Genomic DNA, 22,198 nt, shown 5'->3' on the forward strand with positions numbered 1-22,198 from the left:
AAGACACCTTCGATCAGCGTGAATAGTGGCCAGGCGTCCGGGCCATAGTTGTGGTTTGGCGCTTGGCCGGCAGCACGTCGCCGCGCGGATCGGAGGTCGAGACGACAGCCCCTCGGGCCGCCCAGGCTTGCAGTTCATCGACGGAATAGACGACGCGGCCACCCAGTTTGCGATAGGCGGGGCCGGTTCCGTAGGTGCGGTGTTTTTCGAGGGTACGGGCCGACAGGCTGAGAAACTCGGCGGCTTCCTTGGTGCGCAGGAAGCGTGGCGGCAGAACGGCGAGATCAGGTCGCATGATCGTGTCTCCTTGGTTTTGAGAGCGACCGCCGGCTTTAAGCGGCGGTTGGCGACCACTGTGGGGAAGAATTGGCTTCGCCGGGGATGGGGAAGTTAACCTGGTCAAAATCTCCATCCCGGCCTCGACCGAGGTCTCTAGGCTCTGCGCCGATGCCGCAGGAGCTTGAGGTAGCCACCACCGATCAGGGCAAGTCCGCCTTCAACCAGCCCGATCGCCGCGTCGCGCAACGCCGATGTTTTCCAAGGGTCGGAGGCGACGCGCTCGCGTCCGTAAAGAGCAATCGCGATGTCGCGATAGCTGGCGCCATTCGCCCGCCCATCGGCGGCCCGCATCATCAGGCGCAGGCGCCGCCGCTGTTGCACCGTCATACGTGTGTCTTGAGGCATCGATCCTCCTTGCAGGGCGCGCCAAAAACGGCTCAGCGCTTCAAGGCGACCAAGAATGTCGGTGTCCAAGGGTATCAAGGCCGCTAAGGGTTTGTTCTCAACCTTGTCTGCAAGAAAAAGAAGCTGCATGGCGCCATCGCCTGGATGGACGGTATGGACCCCCTCGTCGCTGTGGCGACAAGCCAGAGATCCCGCACTTTCCATCGTAGAGGCAGACGGCAGGAATTCGGGCGATTGGGTGAGAATGAGGATGGCCGGATCAGCCAGGGGAGACCAGAGCACCTCTTGTGCGAGCGCCGACAAATCGGGTCGCGCCGGGAAATCGCAACCCCCAGCGACGCTGGACAGCCGGCGAGAACGCGACCGACTCCTGCTTCGTCCTCACCAGCGTGCGATAATGTTGCTGATAGGGTTCGTGACGCCGAAGGCACTCCCAGGCCAAGCCTTCGATCGGCAGCGTATCGAAGAAGTCATAAGCATCGCTATCGTGCCAGCGCGACGTATCTGGCTTCATCACTCAACTCCTCGCAGACGCAACATAAGTCGAGCGAAATTGATTCCGGCGATCTGCTCATACGGGAAGGCCGGTGTCGTGCATCGGGTGATGCAACAAGCGCATCACCGCCTCCGAGCGGATCCTCGGAACCGGACGTGGGTTTACGCAAGAGGTGCCTATAGCCAGCTTGGATTATCCAACGCGCGCGCTCCAAATGGCTGTCATGAACGCGCCGGGCACGCTCCGCCTCCAGGCGGGGATCGATACCGAACAACACATGCGCGGCTTCCCGCCAATCGGCACCATCAGCTACGGCATCGAGCAGACGCATATAGAGTTTGATATGTGCCCGATCATAGTCGGTAAGTTGATCACTTACCGGGGCGATATCGTCGAACGGTTCAATCACAGCCTTGCCCGCATCTCATGTCCAATCGGGAGCGAAGCGTAGATTATAGCAAAACCACCATCTAAACGGAGGCTGAGATGAGGCATCAGGCGATGCGGATTCCGCATCACGCACCGCAGATAAATGAGGGATATATACTCTATCACCGGAGCTACTGGCCTCGTGATGTATCGCCGTCTGCTCACACGCGTCAGTCGAGGATTCGATGGCCCCGACTTGTTAAGCCGGGGCCTCTTGCCCGGAGTTTAGTCGCCGCGCCGCCCGTTCGGGCGCGACCAGATCAACGAGTAGTTCTCGCCATCCTCGTCGTCGAAGAGGTTGGCGTAGATCGGGGCGTTAAAGCTCGGATCGTCAAGCTTGAGGCCCAGGTAGAGGCGATCCTCGTTGGAGCGCTTGGACCAGGCGGCGCCAATCTCGGCGCGGCCGACCAAAACCCGGTGGCTGGGGGCGTTTTCGCCGGTGGCGCGCTGGTCTGGGACGATGCGAACGTTCTTGGCCTGGAGCGAGAGGGTGACGATTTCGCCGGCGAACTCGTTCGAGCCGGTCTTCTTGAAGGTGCCGATAGTCGCCATGGTAGTTCTCCTTGATCTCTGTTTCCGAGCCCGCGCCATTGCGGCCTTATATGAGGAGCCACTCGTCAAGTTGCTGTTCGAGCGGCGGGTTGGGGTTTTTCGTGACGCCCCGGTACAGGGCGTCACACTGGGAGAGATCAGTCACCGGAGCGGCGGTTCGGCCGCGACCAGATGAGGCTGAAGGCCTTGCCATCTTCGTCTTCGACCAGATTGGCGTAGAGCGGAGCGGTGAAGCTCGGGTCGTCGAGCTTGAGACCGAGATAGTTGCGGCCCTCGTTGGACTGCTTGGACCAAGCGGCTCCGATTTCGATGCGGCCGACGAAGACGCGGTGGCTGGGAGCGTTGTCGCCGCTGGAGCGCGTATCGGAAACGATGCGGACGTTCTTGGTCTGGAGGGAAAGGGTGACGATCTCGCCGCTGAAGTCGTTGCCGGATTGCTGGAAGGTTCCGATGGTAGCCATTGTCGTTCTCCTTACTGAGTTGCCGAAGCCGCCCCTTGCGACCTCGATAGCGGTCGTGAGGCGCCGATCCGACCGACTGCATCCCAAAGGGACCGCAGCGCTAGCGCAGGACGGCGAAAGCCGGACTTGTTGTCCCGCGAGGAATGCAGCAAAGCTGCAGGGGAAGAAGTTCGGCGAAGCCGTTGCAGGATCAGGTCAGATTGGCGTCAGACCCGCCTGAAGAGAGGTCGCAAGGGGCGGCTTCCCGGACACCGGTCTCGCGAGAACGATGCTGGCAACGGACTTCCAATTTTAAGCCGGCACTGCTGGCAGATCTGAGTTCGCCCGGTGAACCTTGGTCTGAGCCCGTTTCTGATCCGCGCCACGCACGTATCAACCTCATATCCGGTCGCCGTTCCAACGGCCGCACCATAATCCCGCCTGCGGCGGCGAGGGCTCAGGAGGACGAGACCATTCTCGATGACGGCGTTTGAAGCCAGGCCGCAATTCGGTCGTCCACCTGGTTCCGGCGAGGCTGATCAGGCCTGTGCCGAACTGTTATGCGCTTACGTGGTCATGGCCTGATTACCGCGCCCTCGATCAAGACGCCCGCGCTTGCGTACTTCCAAAGTGCCACCACTAGCTTACGCGCCAGCGCCGTGATCATCACCTTCTTGAAGCGGCCGCCGTTTTGCGCGACCCGCTCATTGAACCAACGACTGAGCGTTGATGATGGCTGGTGCCTCAGCCAAAGCCAGGCCATCTCCAGCAAGGTTGATCGGAGCCGAGGATCCCGGACTTGCCGATCCCCTGTTCCCGATCAATCGAACCACTCTGCCAAGGCGTTGGTGCTAAACCCGCATACGCAGCAACCTGTCGCCGGTTGTCGAAGTGCCGGAATAGACCCTCGCCCCACAGCTCAGCGGCGAACTCGGGCCCGATGCCAACGACCTTAGACAGCAAAGCCACCTCTCGCGCAGATTGTCGTTCTTCGATAAGCATGTCGTCACGCTCTGCCTCGACCTCCTTGATCTGATCGATCAGCAGCTCCATGCGGGCAAACTCTCGCAAGACCTGCCGCTTCATGTTTGGGGGCAAAGGTCGCCCGTCGCCCGTACGAAGCATCTCCAACTGCTCTCGTCGATCGCGACGCAAGGGATCGTAACCGGTGACGCCCTGCGAGAAGAGCAGACCTTTGATACGGTTACTATGTCGGATACGCTCTTCCATCAGAACTTTCCGCTCCCGCACGATGCGCCGACGATCTTCTTCATCCGGATTCGGAACTCGCAACATCGAGCACACCCGCGGCTCTCCGCGCTTGAACGCAAGCAAAGCCCGGATCAAACTCTCCCCGTCTAACCTGTCGGTCTTCACCCGCCGTTTGCGGCGTGACGTGGCAATCGAGGCTGCATCAACGACATGGCTCTCATAACCCTCGGCTGTCAGCGCGCGGTGAACCCAGAAGCCGTCGAGGCCGGCCTCCTGGATGATAACGAATGGATATGGACGTCCGGTTCGGTCGTAAACCTTCCGCTTCAGGGCCGTGAACTGGGCAAGGAGAGTGCCAATGTCGCCTCCGGAGATAATGTGGCGGGACATCTTGTCACCGGCGCCCGGTGACATCGTGGTTAGCAACCACGTCTTTTTACTCAATTCGATCGAGGCGAAGATTGCCCCTAGTTCCCCTTGAGGAGTACCTGCTGCATGAGCATTATCTTGCGACATCGTCCTGCTCCTTTCCGCAACGGCGTTGACGTCAACCAGATCAGAACAGATCGCCGCCATTACTCATAGGATCTCGATGGCGATCGGTTGGCCGGAGGTGATCGACGGCGCACGCCGCAGGGGCCTGACAGCTAAGGAGGACTTTCTTGTCTCGCGAGGAATGGCGGCGCAGCCGGCAGGGGAAGAAAGTTTGACGCGGCTGTTGCGTTATAGGCGATCGAGGCGCAGCCGGCCTTCGGCCAGATCAGGCCATTGAAGAGGCCGTTTGGAGCGATCGAGGTACGGTCAGATGACGGAGAAGATGGCGGCCATCCCGCATCGGCAAACCGGCGTCGCGGCATGCTCGCCGGCTTCGTTTCCTCCCGGCAGGCCTACGCTGCTGCATCTGACCGTCCACCGGCCCTCAGGGAGATCGCCGCCCCGGATGTCCGGTGCCCGTCGAGACATGGCTCTGCCCCTAAAGCGCGCCAGAGGACCGCTTCTCTGGGCCCAGCATTGATCCGCGCCGCACACGCCCATCGCTCCGACATGAGACGACGGGGGCGACCACGCCCACTGCTGCCTGATCCTCCTGACGGCGATGACGACGATCAGGCCTGCGCAAGATCCCGGCCGGACGGCCCCGGGGCTGCTGCCATTCCCGCTACCCGCACGAAGGCAGTGATGCCAACCGCGACCGCGCCGAAAACGGAGAATGCGATCTGCCACGCGTCGGACGGCATCAGGTGCTTCACGATGCCACGGGCCGCATGGAAGCCGGCGATCGCGGCCGGCGCGACGAAGGCAGCCACCACGACCAGTTTCAGCCACATGGTCCGAACGAAGGTGATGAGCAAATGGCCGGCGGCGAGCGTGATGGCGGCCGCGACGGCGCCGATCAGTATGGCGCCAGGAATGCCGGCGCCTGTGCCGTGCGCCCAGGCGCCCGCGGTCACGCCGATGAACGCCGGCAGCGCGAAGACGGCCAGCGTGAACAGCAGCCAGCAAAGCAGGCCGATCGCCGCGAGGGATGCAAGTATTGCGAGGATAATCATGGTGGTGGCCTCCGTGTGGACAAGGTCTGACGGTCGCGCCTTCCACCACCACCACCACGGCGCGCACGAAGTATAGCGCAAGAGGGACGGCGCCGGGAGCAGAAATCGGCGGCAATTTCCGCACGTGCGGCCGGATCGCCCCGGTCAAGGGGCGAAGGGATCGATCTGATGGACGATGGCGGCGGTGTCGCCGTCATATTCACTGGCGGGCGTGACCGACAGCGTGCCGTCGCCGGCCCGGAAGATGATGATGGCCGCCATCAGCGTGATGGCGAGGCTGAAGGCGAAGGCTTGGGCGTCGTTGAGGGACATCGATCCGGCTCCTGGTTCGAGCGGAGGACCATCCCCCGCTGACAGGCGCCCGAGGTGTCGGATTGAGCGCTGCAATCACCGCGAAGGCGAAGCCGCAGCCGCGGCATGCTCGCATAGCCGACCCTTTACGGGTTGATGGCGTCAAGCGATCAGTCTGACCAAGGATCAGCGCAGAAAAGCGGGAGTGGTGCTCGGCGACGAAAGCCGTTCGAGTTTCCGATCAGCCAAGGTGAGCCAAACGGAGCCAAACGGAGCCAGGCGGAGCATTGGCGATGAAGTCCCTGTAGGCATAGTCGATGAGGTCGCGCACCAGCTCGAGCAGCCCGCCGACCGGCAGACCGTCGAACGGATCGCCATGGGCCATGCCGTTGCGACGCTGACTGAGGCTCGGCTCCGAGGCGCCGGTGACGAAGCCGATCGCCGTGCCGCCGGTGCGGACGATCATCGGGATGTGCGCGTCGTCGAGGCCGTCGACATCGACCATATGTTTCAACAGCGTGGCGAAGGAGCGCTTCTTCTTCGGAATCCGGTCGCCATATCGGTCCATCACCGTCAGTTCCAGGGCGATGAGCGCGGCGAGCTCGCCGGCCTTCAGCACGTCGAGATCGATCCAGCCGAGAAGATAGAGCGCCTGCGCGCGCCTGAATTTAAGCTGGACGATGGCGGGTATGCGAGCGTCGATGCCAAGGCCGACGATGAACCGTCGCCATTCGTCGGGTTCGTTGAACTGGATCATTCCTCCGGGGAGCCCGGGCGATGGCCATGGCATGATCAGGGGCGCATCGCGCGCGGTGAGTTGAATGTGATCAAGGTGCAGATGTGCCTCCTGTCGGCGAGAACTCAATGTTTCTTCCGACAATACCAGATTTCGATCAGTCGTTTGAAGTCGTGCAGCGCTCACGCGCTGCCGAACTTCCAGACCGGGATGCCGAGCTTCTTGGCCTTGTCGGCGAGGTTGTCGTTGATGCCGGTGCCCGGGAAATGCATCACGCCCTTCGGCACGATTTCCAGCATAGCATCATTGCGTTTGAACGGGGCTGCCCGGCCGTGCTTCGTCCAGTCCGGCGCGAAGCCGATCTGCGGCACGTTGCGGTTCTTCGCCCAGAGTGAGGCGATCTTCTCGGCGCCCTTCGGCGACTTGCCGTGGACGAGGACCATGTCCGGGTGCTTCTCGTGGACCTGGTCGAGCTTGGCCCAGATCAGCCGGTGATCGTTGTAGTCGAGCCCGCCGGTGATGACGACCTTCGGACCGGGAGGGAGGAGGACCTCCTGATCGGCTCGCTTCTTCGCCATGAGGAAGTCGCGGCTGTCGATCATCGCCGAGGTCAGATTGCGATGGTTGACCTTCGATCCGCTGCGCGGGAGCCAGGGCTTGCCGACGTGGCGTTCGTAGTGTTCGACGGCCTGGTCGCGCATCAGCTCGAAGGCGTTCTGTCGCTCGATCAGCGTTATGCCCTCGGCGATCAGGCGCTCCAGTTCGACCGACTTCACCTCGCTGCCGTCCTGTTCCCGCTGCGCGCGCTTCTGTGCTCGCTCGTTGTCGTCCAGTTCTCTGCCGATCCGTTCTGTGGCGCGGTGGAAGACGTTGACGGTCGACCACAGGAGATCGTCGAGGTCGGGCTCGAGGCGCGTGTCCTCCAGGGTGCCGATCAGGGCGTCGAAGATGTCGGCGACGGCGCCCGCGACCTGGTTGCCGTCGGGCAGAAGCCGCTGGTCGGGCTCGTCAGCGAAGGAGCGGTAGCCGTTGAGCTGGAGTTCGTTGAGGAGATGGTCGGTCGGTGAAGAGGCTTGGGTAGCGTTGTAGTCGTCGTACTCGCTCATGGGATGCTCCGTCGGTTGGACCGCGACCGTCGCGGCCTTCTTGGGCAAACGAAGCCCACGGGCCGGACGGCCGGGCACCCGGAGCGCGGGCGGAGGGCTCGATGGCAAAGGCCGGCTATTTTGTCTCGCGATGGAAAGGCGCGGCAGGCGCCGCCGGAAAATAGTCGGCCGCCGCCATTGCCCGGCTGGCCGGCTTGTGGGCCGATCGCCCTCTCGAAGGCCGAGGCGCGGTCCTCTCCGATGATTGGTGCATCCAGCGAGCACGGCGCGGCCCGCCACCTCGTTCTCTTTACCGGCTATGCCAAAGCCATGAAGCGGGCCACGTCCTGCGGTGCGACCTGCAACCGGGCTTCTGTCCGCAACGCGTCCAGGCCGAGGGTGCGGAGATCCTCGTTGAAGTCGCTTAAGCCCGGCGAGATCACGATCGCCTCGATCCCGGCCGCATTCGCCCGTTCGATCAGGGTATCGCGCGCGCCGTCACCGGCCGGATCGTTGTCGCGGACGATGTAGAGCCGCCGCAGCGTGTCGGGGAACTGACAAGCGGCGAGATGAGCCGCGGAGAGCGCCGCCAGCATAGGCATGTCGGGAATAACTTGTCGGAGCGACAAGACGGTCTCGATGCCTTCGCCGGCCGCCATCACATCGCTTGCCGTTCCGAAACGGACTGCGTTGCCGAGAAGGTCGCCGATTGCGCGCCTCGGTGTGTCGATCGGCGCCTTGTCGCGGCGGCGTGGATCGAGCCAGGTGCGATGCGCCCCGGTGATCTTGCCGTCGAGGTCGGTGACGGCGGCGATCATCGCCGGCCATGTCTCGGTCAGCGAATGCTCGTCGGGGCGATAGTAGTAGCGCGGGTGGTAATGCAGGCTTCCGGTTCCGCGTAAATCCGCAATGCCGCGTTCCCATAAGTACGCCTGTACGAGCGTGCCGTAGATCGGCTGCGACATGCGAACCAGACGTCGGGCCGCCTCGGGAGAGCCATGCGGCGCCGGGCTCTGCTGCTGCTGCTGGCGATGTTTGGGCTCGGGTGGCGGCATGTTGAGGAAGGCCCGGGCCTCTTCAGTAACGTCCTTGAAGTCGACCAGGCCGCAGCTTTCACGGATCACGTCGAGGAGATCGCCATGCTCGCCGGTCGCCGCGTCGGTCCATTTGCCCGCAAGGCCCTTCGACGAGTCCTTCAGCCGGACGTACATGGAGCGGCCGGGCATATTGTGCACATCGCCTACCAGCCAGTAGTGGCCCTCGCGGCGTCCACTGGAGAGGTAGTGGCGGCACACCGCTTCAACGCGATCGGCAAGTCGGCGAGCGAGATCATGTGAATTCTGGGTCATGACAGTGTCCCCATGTAAAAAGGCCCGCCGTCGCTGGCGGGCCAAGCTCCGCAGGTCGGTTGACGGTTTATTCGGCCGCGATCACCTGGGGAACGTCGTCGGCCGCACCATTGTCACCCGATGTGGTCTGATCGCCCATAGCCGTTTTGCCGTCTTCTGCGGTCGTTTGCTCGGTGGCCGCGCTGGCCGGCATGGCGTCGGCCTCTAAAGCTTCGGCCGATCCATTGCGCGGTGTGCGGAGGGGCTCGGGCAGCCAACCGCTGTCAGAGAGCAACGTTTCCGCTTCCGCTGCCATGTCGCCCTTCTTCAGGTGCTCGATCCGGTCGGCGGCACGCTGACCCTTCACTTCCGCAACGGCCTGAAGGATGCGGGCCTTGGTCACCCGACCGAAGAAATTATCCACGGTCGGCTTCCATCCGGTGGCTGCCATATCGAGGTTGACTGCCTGGGCGAGCTGGTCAGCATGGGCAAACGCCCGCGGGCGCCGGCTCCAGGCTTCGTACACGGCGTTGACCGACAGGCTGACGACATGGGCGAAGAGGTCGGCCTGACCCTGTCCATCGAAGTCCTGCAGCACATCCCAAAGATCAGCGGATTCCTTTGGAAGCCGTTTCGCCCAGCTCTCGTGGCGCACACGAATCGCTTCGGCAGACGTGCTGTCATTCAGACCCGGCGCCTGGGCGCTGAAGCCGATGCTCTTCACATCGAGCTCCAGGCAGCTATCCGATCCATAGTGGTAGAATGTCTTGAGTGTCAGGACATGCAGCGCCGAGAGGAAGGCGATATCGGGCCGCTCGCCGAGTGCTTGACGAATGCCGAGCGTGCGATGCGACGTCAGCTCAGTCATCAGCCGATCGGATATCGGCGACAGGCCGTTGTCCTCCTCGGGTTCTGAGATGGGTTCGCCTGCGATCATGACATTGCCACCAACGTCGTCGCGGGCTGCCAGGGCGCAGATGGCCTGTTCATCATCGGCCGCATCGATCTCCGGCTCCGCAGGTCGCTCGTCCTCCGGCCGCACATAGCCGCGCTCAACGCGCAGGCGGCCGTCATGGGTGATACTGATGAAGGCACCGGCGCGTACGATGTCGGCCGGATCGAAGACGACCGGCCGCGTTTCGAAGCCCTCCAGCGCCGTTTCAAGCTCCGACAGGCGCTCATCGACCGCATCCGGCATTTCGTCGCCCTCCCGGTATTCCTCGGACAAGCGATCGAACTCGGCCTGAAAGGTGGCGCGGGTCGCTTCTTGTTCTGCCGTGAGCGGCATGGTCTCGCCGCGAAGCTGACGAAAACCTAAGGCGTGGCCATAGGCGAAGTCGGCCGCGACCTCGATCCACCTCCAGCCCTCTGCAGCGACAGCCTCGGATTCAGCCTTCAGCTTTTCGGCTACCATCTGATCGACCAGCGCCACATCCTGCAGCCAGCCACCGTCATCGCCTTGGAACAGATCACGCAGCACCATGCCGCCTGCAGCCACATAGGCGTCGGTGCCGATGAACTGCGCCCGCTTGTCGGAGGCGCGGACGGCACCTTCGGTCAGCATGCGGCGGATGGTGTAAGGCTGCTTGTCGTAGGATGACTTCAACCGGTCGAAGACCTGCTCCTGCCGCTCATGGTCACCGGAGACGGTAAAGGCCATGAGCTGATCAAGGGTCATGCCATCCTCGGCATAAACGTCGAGCAGCGGCGGCGAGACCGAGGCAAGCTTCAGCCGCTGCTTCACCACGTTGACTGAGACGAAGAAGGCGGCGGCGATTTCTTCCTCGGACTGACCTTTCTCGCGTAGCGCCAGGAAAGCCCGGAACTGATCGAGTGGATGGAGAGGCGCGCGCTGGACGTTCTCAGCAAGCGAGTCCTCCTCCGCGATGCCGCCCTCGCGTACGACGCAAGGAACCGGAGCCGTCTTGGCAAGACTCTTCTGCTTTACCAGCAATTCCAGTGCCCGGTAGCGTCGGCCGCCGGCCGGGATCTCGAACATGCCGGTCTCGACGCCGGTCTGGTCGATGATGGGCCGGACGCTGAGGCCCTGCAGCAGGCCGCGACGGGCGATGTCCTCGGCAAGCTCTTCAACCGAAACGCCGGCCTTGACGCGCCGGACATTCGATTGGCTGAGCACCAGTTGATTGAACGGAATGTCGCGCGAGGGCGACAGGGTGATCTTCTTCCTGGCAATAGCCATAGGGATATACTCCGCGACGGGCGGCCGAAAGCCTCTCTCTCGGCCTCCAACCCGTCACGAAGCAAGAGCGCCGCCCTCTCACTCTGGAGGGCAGCGCCGCAAACCCGACGATCAGGAAAGACGGAAAGGCACGCAGCCGGAGACGCGCCGATCCGCGTCTCCGGCTTCCCGGGAGTCAGGCTGCCCGATCGAGCAGCTTCTTCGCCCGCGCCTCGAGGTCGAGACGCGCGTCCTGATGGGTCTTGTCCCGCGCGACCGCCGTGATGCCCTGCACGAAATCGAAGACGCTCTCGGGCTTGCGGCCTTCCTCGGCCAGCACCGTCTCGATGATCTTCGTGGTCTCGGTCTTGGAGAAGCCGCGCTTGCGAAGGAATTCGCTGCGATCGTCGTCGGTGCGGGCAACGATCTTCTTCTGCGCTGCCTTGATGCCGTTGACGAAGGGCATGGGTGAGGAGTTGGCGAAGCGGGTCAGTGCCGGCGCCGCTTCATGCGCAAAGCGAGAGGCTGCGTATTTTGAGTGGCGGATGGTGATTTCCTCGAAATCCTCGACGCCCCAGAGATTGCGGTTCTGGCACACGGCACGGAGATAGAAGCTCGCCATGCCGAGCGTTTTAGCCCCGACCTCGGAGTTCCAGCAGTAGAAGCCCCGGAAATAGAGGTCGGGCGAGCCGTCGAGCAGCCGGCCGGCCTCGATCGGGTTGAGGTCGTCGACCAGGAAGAGGAAGACGTCCCGATCGGAGGCGTAGAGCGTCGTCGTGTCCTGGGTGATGTCGACGCGTGGGTTGTAGATGCCCGTCGACCAGTCGAGCACGCCCGGCAGCTTCCAGCGCGTGTCGCCCGTGCCGTTGCCGGCGATGCGCTGCACCGCCGACGACCAGCTCATGGTCGAAGATGCGGCCATAGTCGGGGCCGGTGACGGCGCGCAGCTCAACCCGGCCGTCTTCTGTCTCCAGCGTCTTCACCTGTTCGGCTCGATGCGAGCTCAGGCCGTACTGGAGATTGATGCCGGCGAGCGGCGGCGGGAGCTGGCGGAGGTAGGCGGCCGGTGCCCCGACTAGGCTCGCGAGCTGGCCGAAGCTCCAATGTGTCGGCGCGATCAGCGCATTGGTGCCAGGCAGTACCAGCGCCAAGGCGCTCCGCGTCATCGCGGCTGGCCTCCACGCGGATCGCCGCGCTTTCCACCGTCCGGGTCCGGCTGCGCTCGGTCCGGCCGCGCACAGCGGCGTAGAGGTCGGACAGGGATAGGTAACGCTCGTCCGCTGGCCGTGAGAACCACTCCGAAGATACACGACTAATTCTTTTGCCGCGGTTCACATCCACCTTGTAGCCGCCAACGAGATCGCAACCGGGGTCCAGGGCTTTCATATCGGTCATGAGATGTCTCCATGACGGGCGCCGGAAGCCTCTCTCCCAGCCCTTAACCCGTCATGAAAATCCGGTCCGACCTCTCACTCTCGATGACGCCGACACCACGAAGACGGCAATCAGACCCGAACATTGACCCCTCCTCAATATTGCCTCCCCTTCAGCGGTCCCGCTTTATTGCCGCTCATGCCGGGAGCACCCTGCGGCATTCCGGGAAGCGCGATGCCGACGATGGCGGGATGCTCGGACAGCAGCTTCTTGACGATCTCCACTGGAACGAGCCCATCGACCACGTAACCATCGACGAACATGGTGTGGCAGCCTTCGAGATCGGGCGGAACACCGGCTTTCGCACTGATCCGCGTCAGGTCATCGGTGGGTTTGAAGTCGATGTCAAAGCCATTTTTCTGCAAATAGGCGGCATAGGCCTCGCAGCAACTGCATTGCGGATTCTTGTAGAGAACCGCGTGGATCGGCGCGGCAAGCGCCGGCGGTGCCGCCGATATCAGGGCGACAAGACCCACAAGACGAATGATCTTCTTCATGTGCAAAACCTCCCTGTTGTTTTCGAGGTCACAACTTCGCTCGAATGCTTGCCGCGCGAACCGAACTGACCATCTCCAGGTCGATGACGGTGATTTCGGACGATCCACAGACCTCATCGGTAGAAAATGTATTTGATGAGGGCGGCGATCACGAGGACGACCAGGACCAGCCCGAGAAGACCCGCGAGACCCATGCCCCACATCATGCCGCTGCCCATCATGCCGTTCATCAAGTGCGGTCTCCCATTGTTCATCAGCGACGTTGAATATAGAAGCTTTTCTCATCTGTTGATGTTGCGCCGATCAACGCCATCATCCGGGGGAGAGCGGGCTTCGTCTCGAAGCCCGCTCCGGTGTCATTCCGCTGCCTCGAGCCTGCCTTCACTCTCTTCGCTGGATTGATCGGACAGGGACGCGGCCTGCAACCGCCATCCCTTGACCAGCCCATAGACCGCCGGAATGACAATCAGCGTCAGCAGTGTCGACGACACCATGCCGCCGATCATTGGCACGGCGATACGCTGCATGATCTCCGACCCGGTGCCCGTCCTCCAGAGGATCGGAACGAGACCCGCCATGATGGCGACGACCGTCATCATCTTCGGGCGGACGCGCTCGACCGCGCCGACCATGATCGCCCTGCTGAGATCCAGCATCGAGAAGGAACGGCCTTCCTTTTCACAGACTTCGCGCTGTTCCTTCAAAGCATGGTCGAGGTAGATCAGCATGATCACCCCGGTCTCAGCCGCGACACCCGCGAGTGCGATGAAGCCGACGGCGACGGCAACCGAGGCGTTGAAGCCCATCCACCACATCAGCCAGATGCCGCCGACCAACGCGAATGGTAGTGACAGCATGACGATCATCGTCTCTGTCAGCGCCTTGAAGTTGAGGTAGAGCAGCAGGAAGATCAGCGCCAGCGTCAAGGGGATGACGACGGCGAGCCGCGCCTCGGCCCGTTCGAGATATTCGAACTGGCCGCTCCAGGCGACGGAATAGCCAGGTGGCATCATCACGCTCTTTGCCACCGCCTGCTGTGCTTCCGCAACGTAACCGCCGAGATCGCGGTTGGCGATGTCGACATAGATGTAGACGGCGAGCTGGCCGTTCTCTGTGCGGATCGTGGTGGCGCCGCGGGTCAGCTTGACGTCCGCCACCTCGCCGAGAGGTACCGTTCCACCGCCCGGCAGCGAGATCTGTACCTCCCTGGCGATCGATTGCGGATCGCTCCTCGAGGCTCTTGGGTACCTAATCGCCACACCATAACGTTCCCGGCCTTCGACCGTCGAGGTGACGACCTCGGAGCCGAGCGCCATGCCGACGACATCCTGGACGTCATTGATGGTAAGACCATAACGCCCGAGCGCCGTCCGATCCGGAACGATATCGAGATAATAGCCGCCGATCACCCGTTCCGCATAGGCGCTCGACGTTCCGGGAACCGTCTTCAGCACGGTCTCGATCTGGCGAGCGATCTTCTCCATCTCGCCGAGATCGGTGCCGTAGACCTTGACGCCGACGGGCGTCCTGATGCCGGTCGACAGCATGTCGATGCGGGCGCGGATCGGCATGGTCCAGGCATTGGAGACACCGGGGAACTGAAGGGCCGCGTCCATTTCCTGTTTCAAACTGTCGGTCGTCACCCCTGGCCGCCATTCCGATTTCGGCTTCAACGTGATGATCGTCTCGAACATTTCCGTTGGAGCAGGATCGGTGGCGGTGAGCGCGCGCCCGGCTTTGCCGAAGACGCTCTGGACCTCGGGGAAAGATTTGATGATGCGGTCCTGCGTCTGCATCAGTTCGGCGGCCTTGGTGATGGATATGCCGGGCAAGGTGGTCGGCATGTACATCAGCGTGCCCTCGTCGAGATTGGGCATGAACTCGCTGCCGATATGTTGGACGGGCCAGACCGTGACGCCGAGGATCGCGATGGCGGCCAGGATCGTCAGTGACTTCGCCTTCAGGACGCCGGATATGACCGGGCGATAGACCCAGATCAGAAATCGGTTCAACGGATTCTTGTGTTCGGGAACAATGTACCCCCGAACGAAGAGGATCATCAGCGCAGGCACCAGCGTTACCGACAGCAGAGCGGCGGCCGCCATCGAGAAGGTTTTGGTGAAGGCGAGTGGGCCAAACAGACGGCCTTCTTGCGATTCCAGCGTGAAGATCGGCAGGAATGACACCGTGATGATCAGCAGGCTGAAGAAGAGAGCGGGGCCAACCTCGCTGGCGGCCTCGACCAAGATGTCGATCCGGGGTTTGTCCGGTGGAGCGCGTTCGAGATGTTTGTGAGCATTCTCGATCATGACGATGGCAGCGTCGATCATCGCGCCGATGGCGATGGCGATACCGCCGAGGCTCATGATATTTGCGCCAATGCCCAAGAGCTTCATGGCGATGAAGGCCATCAGGATGCCGACGGGGAGCATGATAATGGCGACAAGAGCGCTGCGGACATGGAGTAGGAAGGCAATCGTCACCAGGGCGACGACGATGGATTCCTCGACTAGCGTGCCTTTCAGGGTCTCGATAGCGGATTCAATCAGCGTCGAACGATCATAGACTGGGACGACCTCGGTGCCTGCCGGAAGGCTGCCTTTGATGGCGTCGAGGCTCTTCTTCGCATTGTCGATGACCGTCAGTGCGTTGGCCCCGAACCGTTGCAGCACGATGCCGCTTGCGACCTCCCCTTCGCCATTCAATTCAGTGATGCCGCGCCGTTCATCGGGCACAAGTTCTACTCTGGCGACGTCGCTGAGCTTGAGCGGAACACCGTTCTGGCTCTTCAGGACGATACTCTCAATGTCGGGGATGCCTTTGAGATAGCCGCGCCCGCGCACCATGAACTCGAATTCGGAGAGTTCGACCGTGCGGCCGCCGACGTCGGTATTGCTGGCGCGCACCGCATTGGCGACGTCATTGAGTGTGACGCCCTGCGCCTTCAGTCGAGCCGGATCGACGACGATGGAATACTGCTTGACGAAGCCACCGACACTCGCGACCTCGGATACGCCTTCGGACTTCGAGACAGCGAAGCGCACCACCCAATCCTGTAGGGATCGCAACTCGGCGAGCGACAATTGCTTGGCGACAACCGCGTACTGATAGACCCAGCCGACACCTGTGGCATCAGGACCGAGCGTCGGCGTGACGCCCTGCGGCAGGCGGCTCTGGGCGGCATTCAGATATTCCAGCACCCGGCTGCGCGCCCAATAGGGATCGGTGCCATCGTCGAAGATCACGTAGACGAAGGAGACGCCAAAGAACGAGAAGCCGCGCACGACCTTCGACTTCGGCACCGTCAGCATCGAGGTCGTCAGCGGATAGGTGACCTGGTCCTCAACGACTTGCGGGGCCTGGCCCGGATATTCGGTGTAGACGATCACCTGGATGTCGGAGAGATCGGGAATGGCGTCGAGCGGCAGGGACCGCAGCGCGTAAACCCCGCCTGCGACGGCAAGCGCCGCGCCGACGAAGATCAGGACGAGATTGTGGGCGGACCACGAGATGACGCGAGAGATCATGGCTTAGCCTCCTCTGATGTCATGGCGCTGAGCGCCGAGTTCAGATTGCTTTCGGCGTCGAGGAGGAAGTTGGCGGCAACCACCACCTTGTCGCCGGCGGCGACGCCTTTGGTGATCTCCGTCTGGTCCTCGCCCCGAACGCCGAGCTTGACATCCTTCGGCTCGAACTGTCCGTCGCCCTTGTCGAGGAACACGACTTGGCGGTCGCCGGTGTCGATCACGGCACTGTTAGGCACGGCGACCACGGGCTTCGGCGCGCGGCCTCGATCTCCACGTCGGCGTACATATTAGCCAACAGCACGCCATCAGGATTAGGAAGCTCGATACGCACTTTCGTCGTGCGCGTCTGCATATCGACCTGCGGATAGATCAGATCCACGACGCCCTTGAACGTCTTGCCGGGAAGGCTCCGAACGGTTACCTTGACCTCGGCTCCGCTGCGTACCGAACCAAGATTGTATTCCGGCACGTCGGCCATCACCCAGACGTTGGAGATATCGGCGATGCGGAAGAGGATATCACCGGGTTTGGCCATCATGCCTGTGGTCGCCGCGCGCTCAAGGATGATGCCGTCGCGCGGCGCGACATAACCGATGCTCGTCGGCACCTGACGGGTACGCGCTATCGCATCGATCGCTTCTGGCGGAACGCCGAGATTTTTCAGGCGCAGAGCGGAGCCTGCGTCTCCGTTCCCGCGGCCATCGTTTCTCCCAGCTGCGTATTCGGAAGCAGCGCTGGCGATGTCTTTCGAGTAGAAGCTGAAGAGCTTCTCGCCTTTGTTGATGCGGTCACCCGTCGTGACGTTGGCAACGTCGTCGACGAAAGAATCCGTCCGCATCGCGATGACGCTGACGAGGCGCTCATCGAGGGTAACGGTGCCGGGCACCTGGATTTTCCGGCTTATGCTGGCCATCTCCGCGGTGGCGGTCTTGACGCCCGTCCGCTGCAGTTTCCCGAGCGAGACCTTGACCGTCGAGGCATCGCTTTGATCGCCCTCGAAGACCGGAATGTAGTCCATGCCCATCGAGTCCTTCTTCGGCGCCTTGGAGGTGTCCGGTAGGCCCATTGGGTTGCGGTAGTAGAGCAGTTTTCCTTTCGCCGGCGCGGGGTCGGACGACGCTGCGGTCGTTGTCGTTTCGACCGGCTTTGGCGCGGCGGCGTCAAAACTCACATCCTCGCTCGCATGCACGGCCAGGAAATCGCGACCGTCCGCCGTCCTCCTCGGTCCCGCCGAATAAGCCGGACGGCCATTGGGATCCCGATAGTAAATGATCGGCCCGGATCCCGAGGCGCTGACGGCTACGGTAGCTGCCGCTACGCTTTCAACACCAATAATGGAGCGGAGCCATGGTAGGTCAGACAGCGCGACACCACGTTGGCCGGCCCAAAGGCCTCCAGCCCCCACCGCCACAAGGGCGGCGAGGGTGAGGCCGGTTCGACCCCCGTTTTTCATGGAACAGCCTTGAACACGAGCTTGCTTTCCAGCGTGTCTGGCTCGCCCTGGAGCTTGGCGCCGAGCGACAGACGCCAGCCACCAGCCGCGGAAATCTGTGCCTTGAAGCGGTAGATGCCGGGCTCAACCGAAGGCAGGGTCTCGATCGGCGCTGCCATCATCTCCATGCCGTCAGGCGCCATGTCGACGCGCTGCGCTATGATCACAGCGTCTGGCACGACCTTGCTGGAGCGTTTGTCGAAAAGGCGGACGGCAATTATCCCATCACCGCTTTGCCTGATCTCGTTTTGAACGAGTTGGAATTCGTAGTCCTGGATCCCGGCCCAGGCATTGGAGGAGAGGCCCGTGAAGGTCAGGCCGATCAGCGCCGCGGCAGCCGCGCGCTTCAGAGCGAAAAGCGTCATTGTTGTTTTCCTGTATTCATCATTGGTTCGTGCGGATGCACGGAATGGCTATGGCGCAAAGCCACGCATTCACCGCCCGACGCTAGCCGAACGGCTCAAAAGGCCTGGAAAGGCCGCGATGAATTCAGGTTCTCGGAGGCCGGTCTGGCGGTGGGCCGGTTGTTGGATTCCGCATTTGATCGTCAATAAGGCCGACAATAACAAGCCTATCGAGATGAAACAAAGCGAATACCCGCTGTGCGACGCCTGGAACGCACTTGGCCATGCAGATGGTCGCAAGCGGGCAGGATTTCTGGCAATCCGGCAGAGACTGTTTCTGATCAGGACAGCAAGACATGCCGACCGCCATTGCGCCAATATCCGTCATCGCCGCCATTGGCTCAGCCACCATTGCCTCGCCTGCCGATGGAGTTGCCATCGGAGCGGTCACAAGGCCCAAGATCGCCAGGATCGAGAGCAGACGAGAAATGAGGGGCAACAGTCTCATGGCCGATAGACATGGCATATTGTGCGTTGCGGGAAAAGACAGCCGAGTTCACATTTTCGGCACATCATGCTTGGCCCAGGCATGCAGCTTACTCCTCCCAGGGCGACCCGACACCGATACCTTGCTCAGCAAATCATCCGCGTCGAATGCGTGCCGAGAATACGATCCCATATTGACACGGAGGAAAGTCGATGATCCGCACCATTCGAAAGCCTTCCGGTTCGATAACATCACTGACGGTTTCAGGGGACATACGAATGCCGGTTCGCGGGCCACGCGGCACGCCGAGCACCATCGTCTCCTCACGGGGCAAGTGATGCCAGTTCACGATGCTGAACAAACTCTGCGGGCCTGAGCACAGCCTTCGCCGAACGCACAATGGTTAAGAAATAGCTATCTTGACCATAACCGGACAGTCCCATGCGTTCGACCGCCAGAACTCGAAGACGGAAAATCCCCGTCAGCGACCGGGATTTTCCTGCGAGCTCGGGCCTGGCTTTCGGCAGGCCAGGATTCAGTGGTGATGTCCTTCGGGCTCTTCCATGCGGAACGGCAGGACATCCTGTTTATCACCTGCCGTCAGTCTCAGTTCGGCGTCGAATTCATGCGGTTCGGCCGGAGCTTCTGCGCTTTGCATCGCGTGGTGGTCAGTCGCAGACGGAAGCAGCCGAAGCGTTTCGATTACGTTGCCAGGTCGCTTGATACTGACCACGGCCTGAAGGTCATGGGCATGGCTCGAGATCGTCAGCCGCATCCGTTCGCCGTCGGCGGTATCGACGATCTCCAGCGGCCGGTCGCCAGCGGAGAGTTCACCGTGAATGGATCGGGAGCGTGGTGATGTCCTTGCCCACCATGGTTTGTAGCTTCAGCAGGCGACGCGCCGGCAGTGTCGAACTGGATGGTCGCAGTTCCGAGTGGTGCAAGATGAGCATGCAATTCGTTTCTGAGAGCGAGCGCGATGCCGTTTGCCTCGGCGACCGACTTGCCGCTGTCGACGGCGATCGTAACATCGGCATGCAGCCTGTGGCCGAGCCAGCGGGCCTTGACGTCGGTGATCCGCTCGATGCCGGAGACATGTTCGGCGGCGTGATGGATTTCGTCTGTGACGCTCGGCTCGATGCCGTCGAGGCTGCGCGTGATTACGGCACGCGCCGACTGCCAGACGATGCCGAAGATGGTGATGGTGATCAGCAGACCGATGATCGGGTCGGCGAGCGGGAAACCCAACCAAACGCCGAACGCGCCGAGGACAACCGCCAAGCTCGTCAGGCCGTCGGTGCGGGCATGATAGCCGTCGGCGATCAGCGCCGCGCTGTTCATCTCGCGACCAACCTTGATGCGGAAGACGGCGACTACCTCGTTGCCGATGAAGCCGATGATGCCCGCCGCCGTTACCCAGCCGAGCTGCGTGATCGGCTGCGGGTGGATCAGGCGATTGATCGCTTCATAGCCGGCGATGATCGCGCTAAAGAGGATGATCAGAACAATCAGCATGCCCGCGAGATCTTCGACCCGGCCGAGACCGTAGTGGAACACCTTGGTCGCTGGACGCCGCACCAATACGAAGGCGATCCAGAGCGGTATCGCCGTGGTGGCATCGCCGACATTGTGTATAGTGTCGGCCAGCAATGCCACTGAGCCGGACGTGAAAACCACGATCAACTGCAGGATCGCGGTGATCGCCAGGATAACGAAGGACCACTTGATGGCCCAGATCCCGCGCTCGGACGAGGCGATGCTCGGGTCGACGACGCCGTGCGTATGGCCGTGGCCGCCCGCTTCGTCGTGCGAGTGCCCATGCGAACCGTGACCATGGCCCTGATCGGTGGTTCCGAAACCGAACCATTCCTTGATAGTCGCGAACATGAAGTCCTCGCTGGCGTGTTTTGCGGCCACCAACGTACGGTGGCGCGGGGAAAGGCGATGCCTTCCCTATCCCCCAGGAGGGGATATAGTCAAGCGCCGCTACGAACTGAAGGCACATTAAATACCCTACCCGCCTATTCTATAAGTGCCCGAGCGGCTATGATCGGTTCCTTGCAGCATGATCTCGATCGATAGGGAGACCAGATGTCGCACACCACTCGCGAGAAGACCAAATTGATCAATCGAGTCCGCCGGATCCGCGGCCAGATTGAGGGCGTTGAGCGGATGCTGGAGGACGAAAAAAGCTGCGCCGAAGTCCTGCAGCTCATCGCCGGGGTTCGTGGCGCAATCAACGGCCTCATGTCCGAGGTCATCGAAGACCACATCCTCCACCACGTCGCAGATGCTGAGCTGGGCCATAAGGAACGTGGCGAAGGGGCTGCCGAACTGATCGACGTCGTGCGCGCCTATCTGAAGTAGCGAGAACGCCATGACCGGTCAAAACATCATCCGCTTCACCCATGATGGGCTTTCAGTTGACGTGGCCATGACCGTCACAGGCTCTGGACCATCAATCCTGCTGCTGCCGGCGCTCAGTTCGATTTCGACTCGCGAAGAAATGGCGGGCCTGGCGCAGCACCTGGCGCAGGACTTCCGTGTCCACACCGTGGATTGGCCTGGTTTTGGAACGGTTCCTCGGCCGCGCGCCGAATGGACATCCGATATTTTGTCGGCTTTCTTCGGCAGGATCATGAACGAACTGCGGCCACAGGTGGTCGTCGCTGCAGGGCATGCCGCCAGCTATGCGGTCTACCACCTTGCCCGCCATCAGGAAGCTTTGCAGGGCTTAGTGCTTATCGCGCCGACATGGCGGGGACCGTTGCCGACCATGATGGGAGGTCAAAGAGCCTGGTTCGGGCGCATCAGAGCCGCGGTGGACAGTCCGATCATGGGCCCGATGCTCTATGCCGCCAATGTGAGCTCGTTCGTGGTCAAGAGAATGGTGCGTGAGCATGTCTACAGTGATGCGTCGTGGCTTTCTGATGAGCGACTTCGCGAGAAGATGGCAGTTGCACGCGGCAAGGGAGCCCGACACGCCTCCGTGCGGTTCGTGACAGGCGCGCTTGATCGTTTCCCCGATCGCGAGGCCTTCCTTGAGGATATTCGCGCCATTTCCTGTCCGATCCTCATGATCTACGGAGCTGAGACCCCTCGCAGGTCACGCGCCGAAATGGAGGCTTTGGCTGATCTGCCTAATGTGGAATCGGAGCGGCTGGAGTTCGGCAAGCTATCCATTCACGAGGAATTTCCCGACAGGGTAGCTCCTATCGTCGCACGCTTCCTCGCACCGAGCTGAGGCCGCAGCAGGATCGCGCCAACAATACGACAAGCCCGAGAGGCGGAGCACACTGAATCCGGAATGTCCTCTGGCATCCAGATCCCTGGTCGCATCCGGCAGGCAATCAAAGAAGCACCGGGATTGCGACCACTCGGATCGCGACCCCGGCCTTGCTACGGAAAGATGGACGCTAAATTGACGCCCGATCG

The 22,198-nt window shown here is 61.9% G+C and carries 16 protein-coding genes and 5 pseudogenes; 2 read left to right on the top strand and 19 right to left on the bottom strand.

What is annotated here, in order from left to right; all coding sequences use genetic code 11:
• Nucleotides 1-13: 13 nt before the first annotated feature.
• The 19 genes and pseudogenes from BSK43_RS02005 to BSK43_RS02095 all read right to left on the bottom strand — a co-directional run bounded on the left by BSK43_RS02005 (nucleotide 14) and on the right by BSK43_RS02095 (nucleotide 20,650).
• On the bottom strand, nucleotides 14-295 hold the full coding sequence (locus BSK43_RS02005; protein ID WP_077470711.1) for a helix-turn-helix domain-containing protein: 282 nt from the start codon (nucleotides 293-295) through the stop codon (nucleotides 14-16).
• Nucleotides 296-432: 137 nt separating this feature from the next.
• Nucleotides 433-813 carry a DUF2285 domain-containing protein gene (locus BSK43_RS02010; RefSeq protein ID WP_348641736.1) on the bottom strand — a complete coding sequence of 127 codons (381 nt, stop codon included), beginning with the start codon at nucleotides 811-813 and terminating at the stop codon, nucleotides 433-435.
• Nucleotides 814-943: 130 nt separating this feature from the next.
• Nucleotides 944-1,198, bottom strand: coding sequence for a DUF6499 domain-containing protein (locus tag BSK43_RS35390; RefSeq protein WP_205910579.1), 255 nt, complete (start codon nucleotides 1,196-1,198; stop codon nucleotides 944-946).
• 133 nt (nucleotides 1,199-1,331) lie between these two features.
• A pseudogene (locus tag BSK43_RS35535) lies at nucleotides 1,332-1,589 on the bottom strand (DUF2285 domain-containing protein); the annotation flags it as partial.
• A gap of 245 nt (nucleotides 1,590-1,834) precedes the next feature.
• Nucleotides 1,835-2,161 carry a DUF736 domain-containing protein gene (locus BSK43_RS02020; RefSeq protein ID WP_077470713.1) on the bottom strand — a complete coding sequence of 109 codons (327 nt, stop codon included), beginning with the start codon at nucleotides 2,159-2,161 and terminating at the stop codon, nucleotides 1,835-1,837.
• A 137-nt stretch (nucleotides 2,162-2,298) separates the two neighbouring features.
• Complete coding sequence (locus BSK43_RS02025) at nucleotides 2,299-2,622, bottom strand: DUF736 domain-containing protein (RefSeq protein ID WP_077470714.1); 324 nt, start codon at nucleotides 2,620-2,622, stop codon at nucleotides 2,299-2,301.
• 553 nt (nucleotides 2,623-3,175) lie between these two features.
• Nucleotides 3,176-4,329 (bottom strand): annotated as a pseudogene (locus BSK43_RS02030) (IS110 family transposase).
• Nucleotides 4,330-4,919: 590 nt separating this feature from the next.
• Nucleotides 4,920-5,363, bottom strand: coding sequence for a hypothetical protein (locus tag BSK43_RS02040; protein ID WP_077470716.1), 444 nt, complete (start codon nucleotides 5,361-5,363; stop codon nucleotides 4,920-4,922).
• A gap of 144 nt (nucleotides 5,364-5,507) precedes the next feature.
• The gene (locus BSK43_RS34985) at nucleotides 5,508-5,675 is read right to left on the bottom strand and encodes a hypothetical protein (RefSeq protein WP_169055355.1); all 168 of its coding nucleotides are present in this window, start codon (nucleotides 5,673-5,675) and stop codon (nucleotides 5,508-5,510) included.
• Nucleotides 5,676-5,895: 220 nt separating this feature from the next.
• Nucleotides 5,896-6,411, bottom strand: coding sequence for a hypothetical protein (locus tag BSK43_RS02045; RefSeq protein WP_246662472.1), 516 nt, complete (start codon nucleotides 6,409-6,411; stop codon nucleotides 5,896-5,898).
• A 161-nt stretch (nucleotides 6,412-6,572) separates the two neighbouring features.
• On the bottom strand, nucleotides 6,573-7,496 hold the full coding sequence (locus BSK43_RS02050; protein ID WP_077470717.1) for a DUF2493 domain-containing protein: 924 nt from the start codon (nucleotides 7,494-7,496) through the stop codon (nucleotides 6,573-6,575).
• A gap of 296 nt (nucleotides 7,497-7,792) precedes the next feature.
• Nucleotides 7,793-8,824, bottom strand: a complete 1,032-nt coding sequence (locus tag BSK43_RS02055) for a toprim domain-containing protein (RefSeq protein WP_077470718.1) — start codon at nucleotides 8,822-8,824, stop codon at nucleotides 7,793-7,795.
• 67 nt (nucleotides 8,825-8,891) lie between these two features.
• A complete protein-coding gene (locus BSK43_RS02060) occupies nucleotides 8,892-11,003 on the bottom strand; it encodes a ParB/RepB/Spo0J family partition protein (RefSeq protein WP_077470719.1) in 2,112 nt (703 codons plus the stop codon).
• A gap of 175 nt (nucleotides 11,004-11,178) precedes the next feature.
• A pseudogene (locus tag BSK43_RS02065) lies at nucleotides 11,179-12,377 on the bottom strand (DUF932 domain-containing protein).
• Nucleotides 12,378-12,511: 134 nt separating this feature from the next.
• The gene (locus BSK43_RS02070) at nucleotides 12,512-12,913 is read right to left on the bottom strand and encodes a DUF411 domain-containing protein (RefSeq protein WP_077470721.1); all 402 of its coding nucleotides are present in this window, start codon (nucleotides 12,911-12,913) and stop codon (nucleotides 12,512-12,514) included.
• A 356-nt stretch (nucleotides 12,914-13,269) separates the two neighbouring features.
• Nucleotides 13,270-16,440, bottom strand: coding sequence for a CusA/CzcA family heavy metal efflux RND transporter (locus BSK43_RS02075; RefSeq protein WP_077470722.1), 3,171 nt, complete (start codon nucleotides 16,438-16,440; stop codon nucleotides 13,270-13,272).
• Nucleotides 16,437-17,893 (bottom strand): annotated as a pseudogene (locus BSK43_RS02080) (efflux RND transporter periplasmic adaptor subunit). Before BSK43_RS02080 ends, BSK43_RS02075 begins: the two are co-directional and overlap by 4 nt.
• Nucleotides 17,890-18,297, bottom strand: coding sequence for a FixH family protein (locus tag BSK43_RS02085; protein WP_077470723.1), 408 nt, complete (start codon nucleotides 18,295-18,297; stop codon nucleotides 17,890-17,892). Before BSK43_RS02085 ends, BSK43_RS02080 begins: the two are co-directional and overlap by 4 nt.
• Before the next feature lie 1,001 nt (nucleotides 18,298-19,298).
• Nucleotides 19,299-20,650 (bottom strand): annotated as a pseudogene (locus BSK43_RS02095) (cation diffusion facilitator family transporter).
• A gap of 204 nt (nucleotides 20,651-20,854) precedes the next feature.
• Here BSK43_RS02095 and BSK43_RS02100 point away from each other — a divergent pair.
• Nucleotides 20,855-21,130 (top strand): metal/formaldehyde-sensitive transcriptional repressor, encoded by a 276-nt coding sequence (locus BSK43_RS02100; RefSeq protein WP_077470724.1) that lies wholly within the window; start codon nucleotides 20,855-20,857, stop codon nucleotides 21,128-21,130.
• A gap of 10 nt (nucleotides 21,131-21,140) precedes the next feature.
• Nucleotides 21,141-22,007, top strand: coding sequence for an alpha/beta hydrolase (locus BSK43_RS02105; RefSeq protein ID WP_077470725.1), 867 nt, complete (start codon nucleotides 21,141-21,143; stop codon nucleotides 22,005-22,007).
• Nucleotides 22,008-22,198: the final 191 nt, after the last annotated feature.

This window comes from Rhizobium sp. P44RR-XXIV (assembly GCF_001999485.2).
Taxonomy (GTDB): Bacteria; Pseudomonadota; Alphaproteobacteria; order Rhizobiales; family Rhizobiaceae; genus Rhizobium.

Bases quoted from the DNA above. Each gene is read 5' to 3' on its own strand.
- BSK43_RS02055 (WP_077470718.1), bottom strand. From the start codon at position 8,824: ATGACCCAGAATTCACATGATCTCGCTCGCCGACTTGCCGATCGCGTT.
- BSK43_RS02045 (WP_246662472.1), bottom strand. From the start codon at position 6,411: ATGATCCAGTTCAACGAACCCGACGAATGGCGACGGTTCATCGTCGGC.
- BSK43_RS02020 (WP_077470713.1), bottom strand. From the start codon at position 2,161: ATGGCGACTATCGGCACCTTCAAGAAGACCGGCTCGAACGAGTTCGCC.
- BSK43_RS02070 (WP_077470721.1), bottom strand. From the start codon at position 12,913: ATGAAGAAGATCATTCGTCTTGTGGGTCTTGTCGCCCTGATATCGGCG.
- BSK43_RS02010 (WP_348641736.1), bottom strand. From the start codon at position 813: ATGCAGCTTCTTTTTCTTGCAGACAAGGTTGAGAACAAACCCTTAGCG.
- BSK43_RS02040 (WP_077470716.1), bottom strand. From the start codon at position 5,363: ATGATTATCCTCGCAATACTTGCATCCCTCGCGGCGATCGGCCTGCTT.
- BSK43_RS35390 (WP_205910579.1), bottom strand. From the start codon at position 1,198: ATGAAGCCAGATACGTCGCGCTGGCACGATAGCGATGCTTATGACTTC.
- BSK43_RS02060 (WP_077470719.1), bottom strand. From the start codon at position 11,003: ATGGCTATTGCCAGGAAGAAGATCACCCTGTCGCCCTCGCGCGACATT.
- BSK43_RS02025 (WP_077470714.1), bottom strand. From the start codon at position 2,622: ATGGCTACCATCGGAACCTTCCAGCAATCCGGCAACGACTTCAGCGGC.
- BSK43_RS34985 (WP_169055355.1), bottom strand. From the start codon at position 5,675: ATGTCCCTCAACGACGCCCAAGCCTTCGCCTTCAGCCTCGCCATCACG.
- BSK43_RS02105 (WP_077470725.1), top strand. From the start codon at position 21,141: ATGACCGGTCAAAACATCATCCGCTTCACCCATGATGGGCTTTCAGTT.
- BSK43_RS02050 (WP_077470717.1), bottom strand. From the start codon at position 7,496: ATGAGCGAGTACGACGACTACAACGCTACCCAAGCCTCTTCACCGACC.
- BSK43_RS02100 (WP_077470724.1), top strand. From the start codon at position 20,855: ATGTCGCACACCACTCGCGAGAAGACCAAATTGATCAATCGAGTCCGC.
- BSK43_RS02005 (WP_077470711.1), bottom strand. From the start codon at position 295: ATGCGACCTGATCTCGCCGTTCTGCCGCCACGCTTCCTGCGCACCAAG.
- BSK43_RS02075 (WP_077470722.1), bottom strand. From the start codon at position 16,440: ATGATCTCTCGCGTCATCTCGTGGTCCGCCCACAATCTCGTCCTGATC.
- BSK43_RS02085 (WP_077470723.1), bottom strand. From the start codon at position 18,297: ATGACGCTTTTCGCTCTGAAGCGCGCGGCTGCCGCGGCGCTGATCGGC.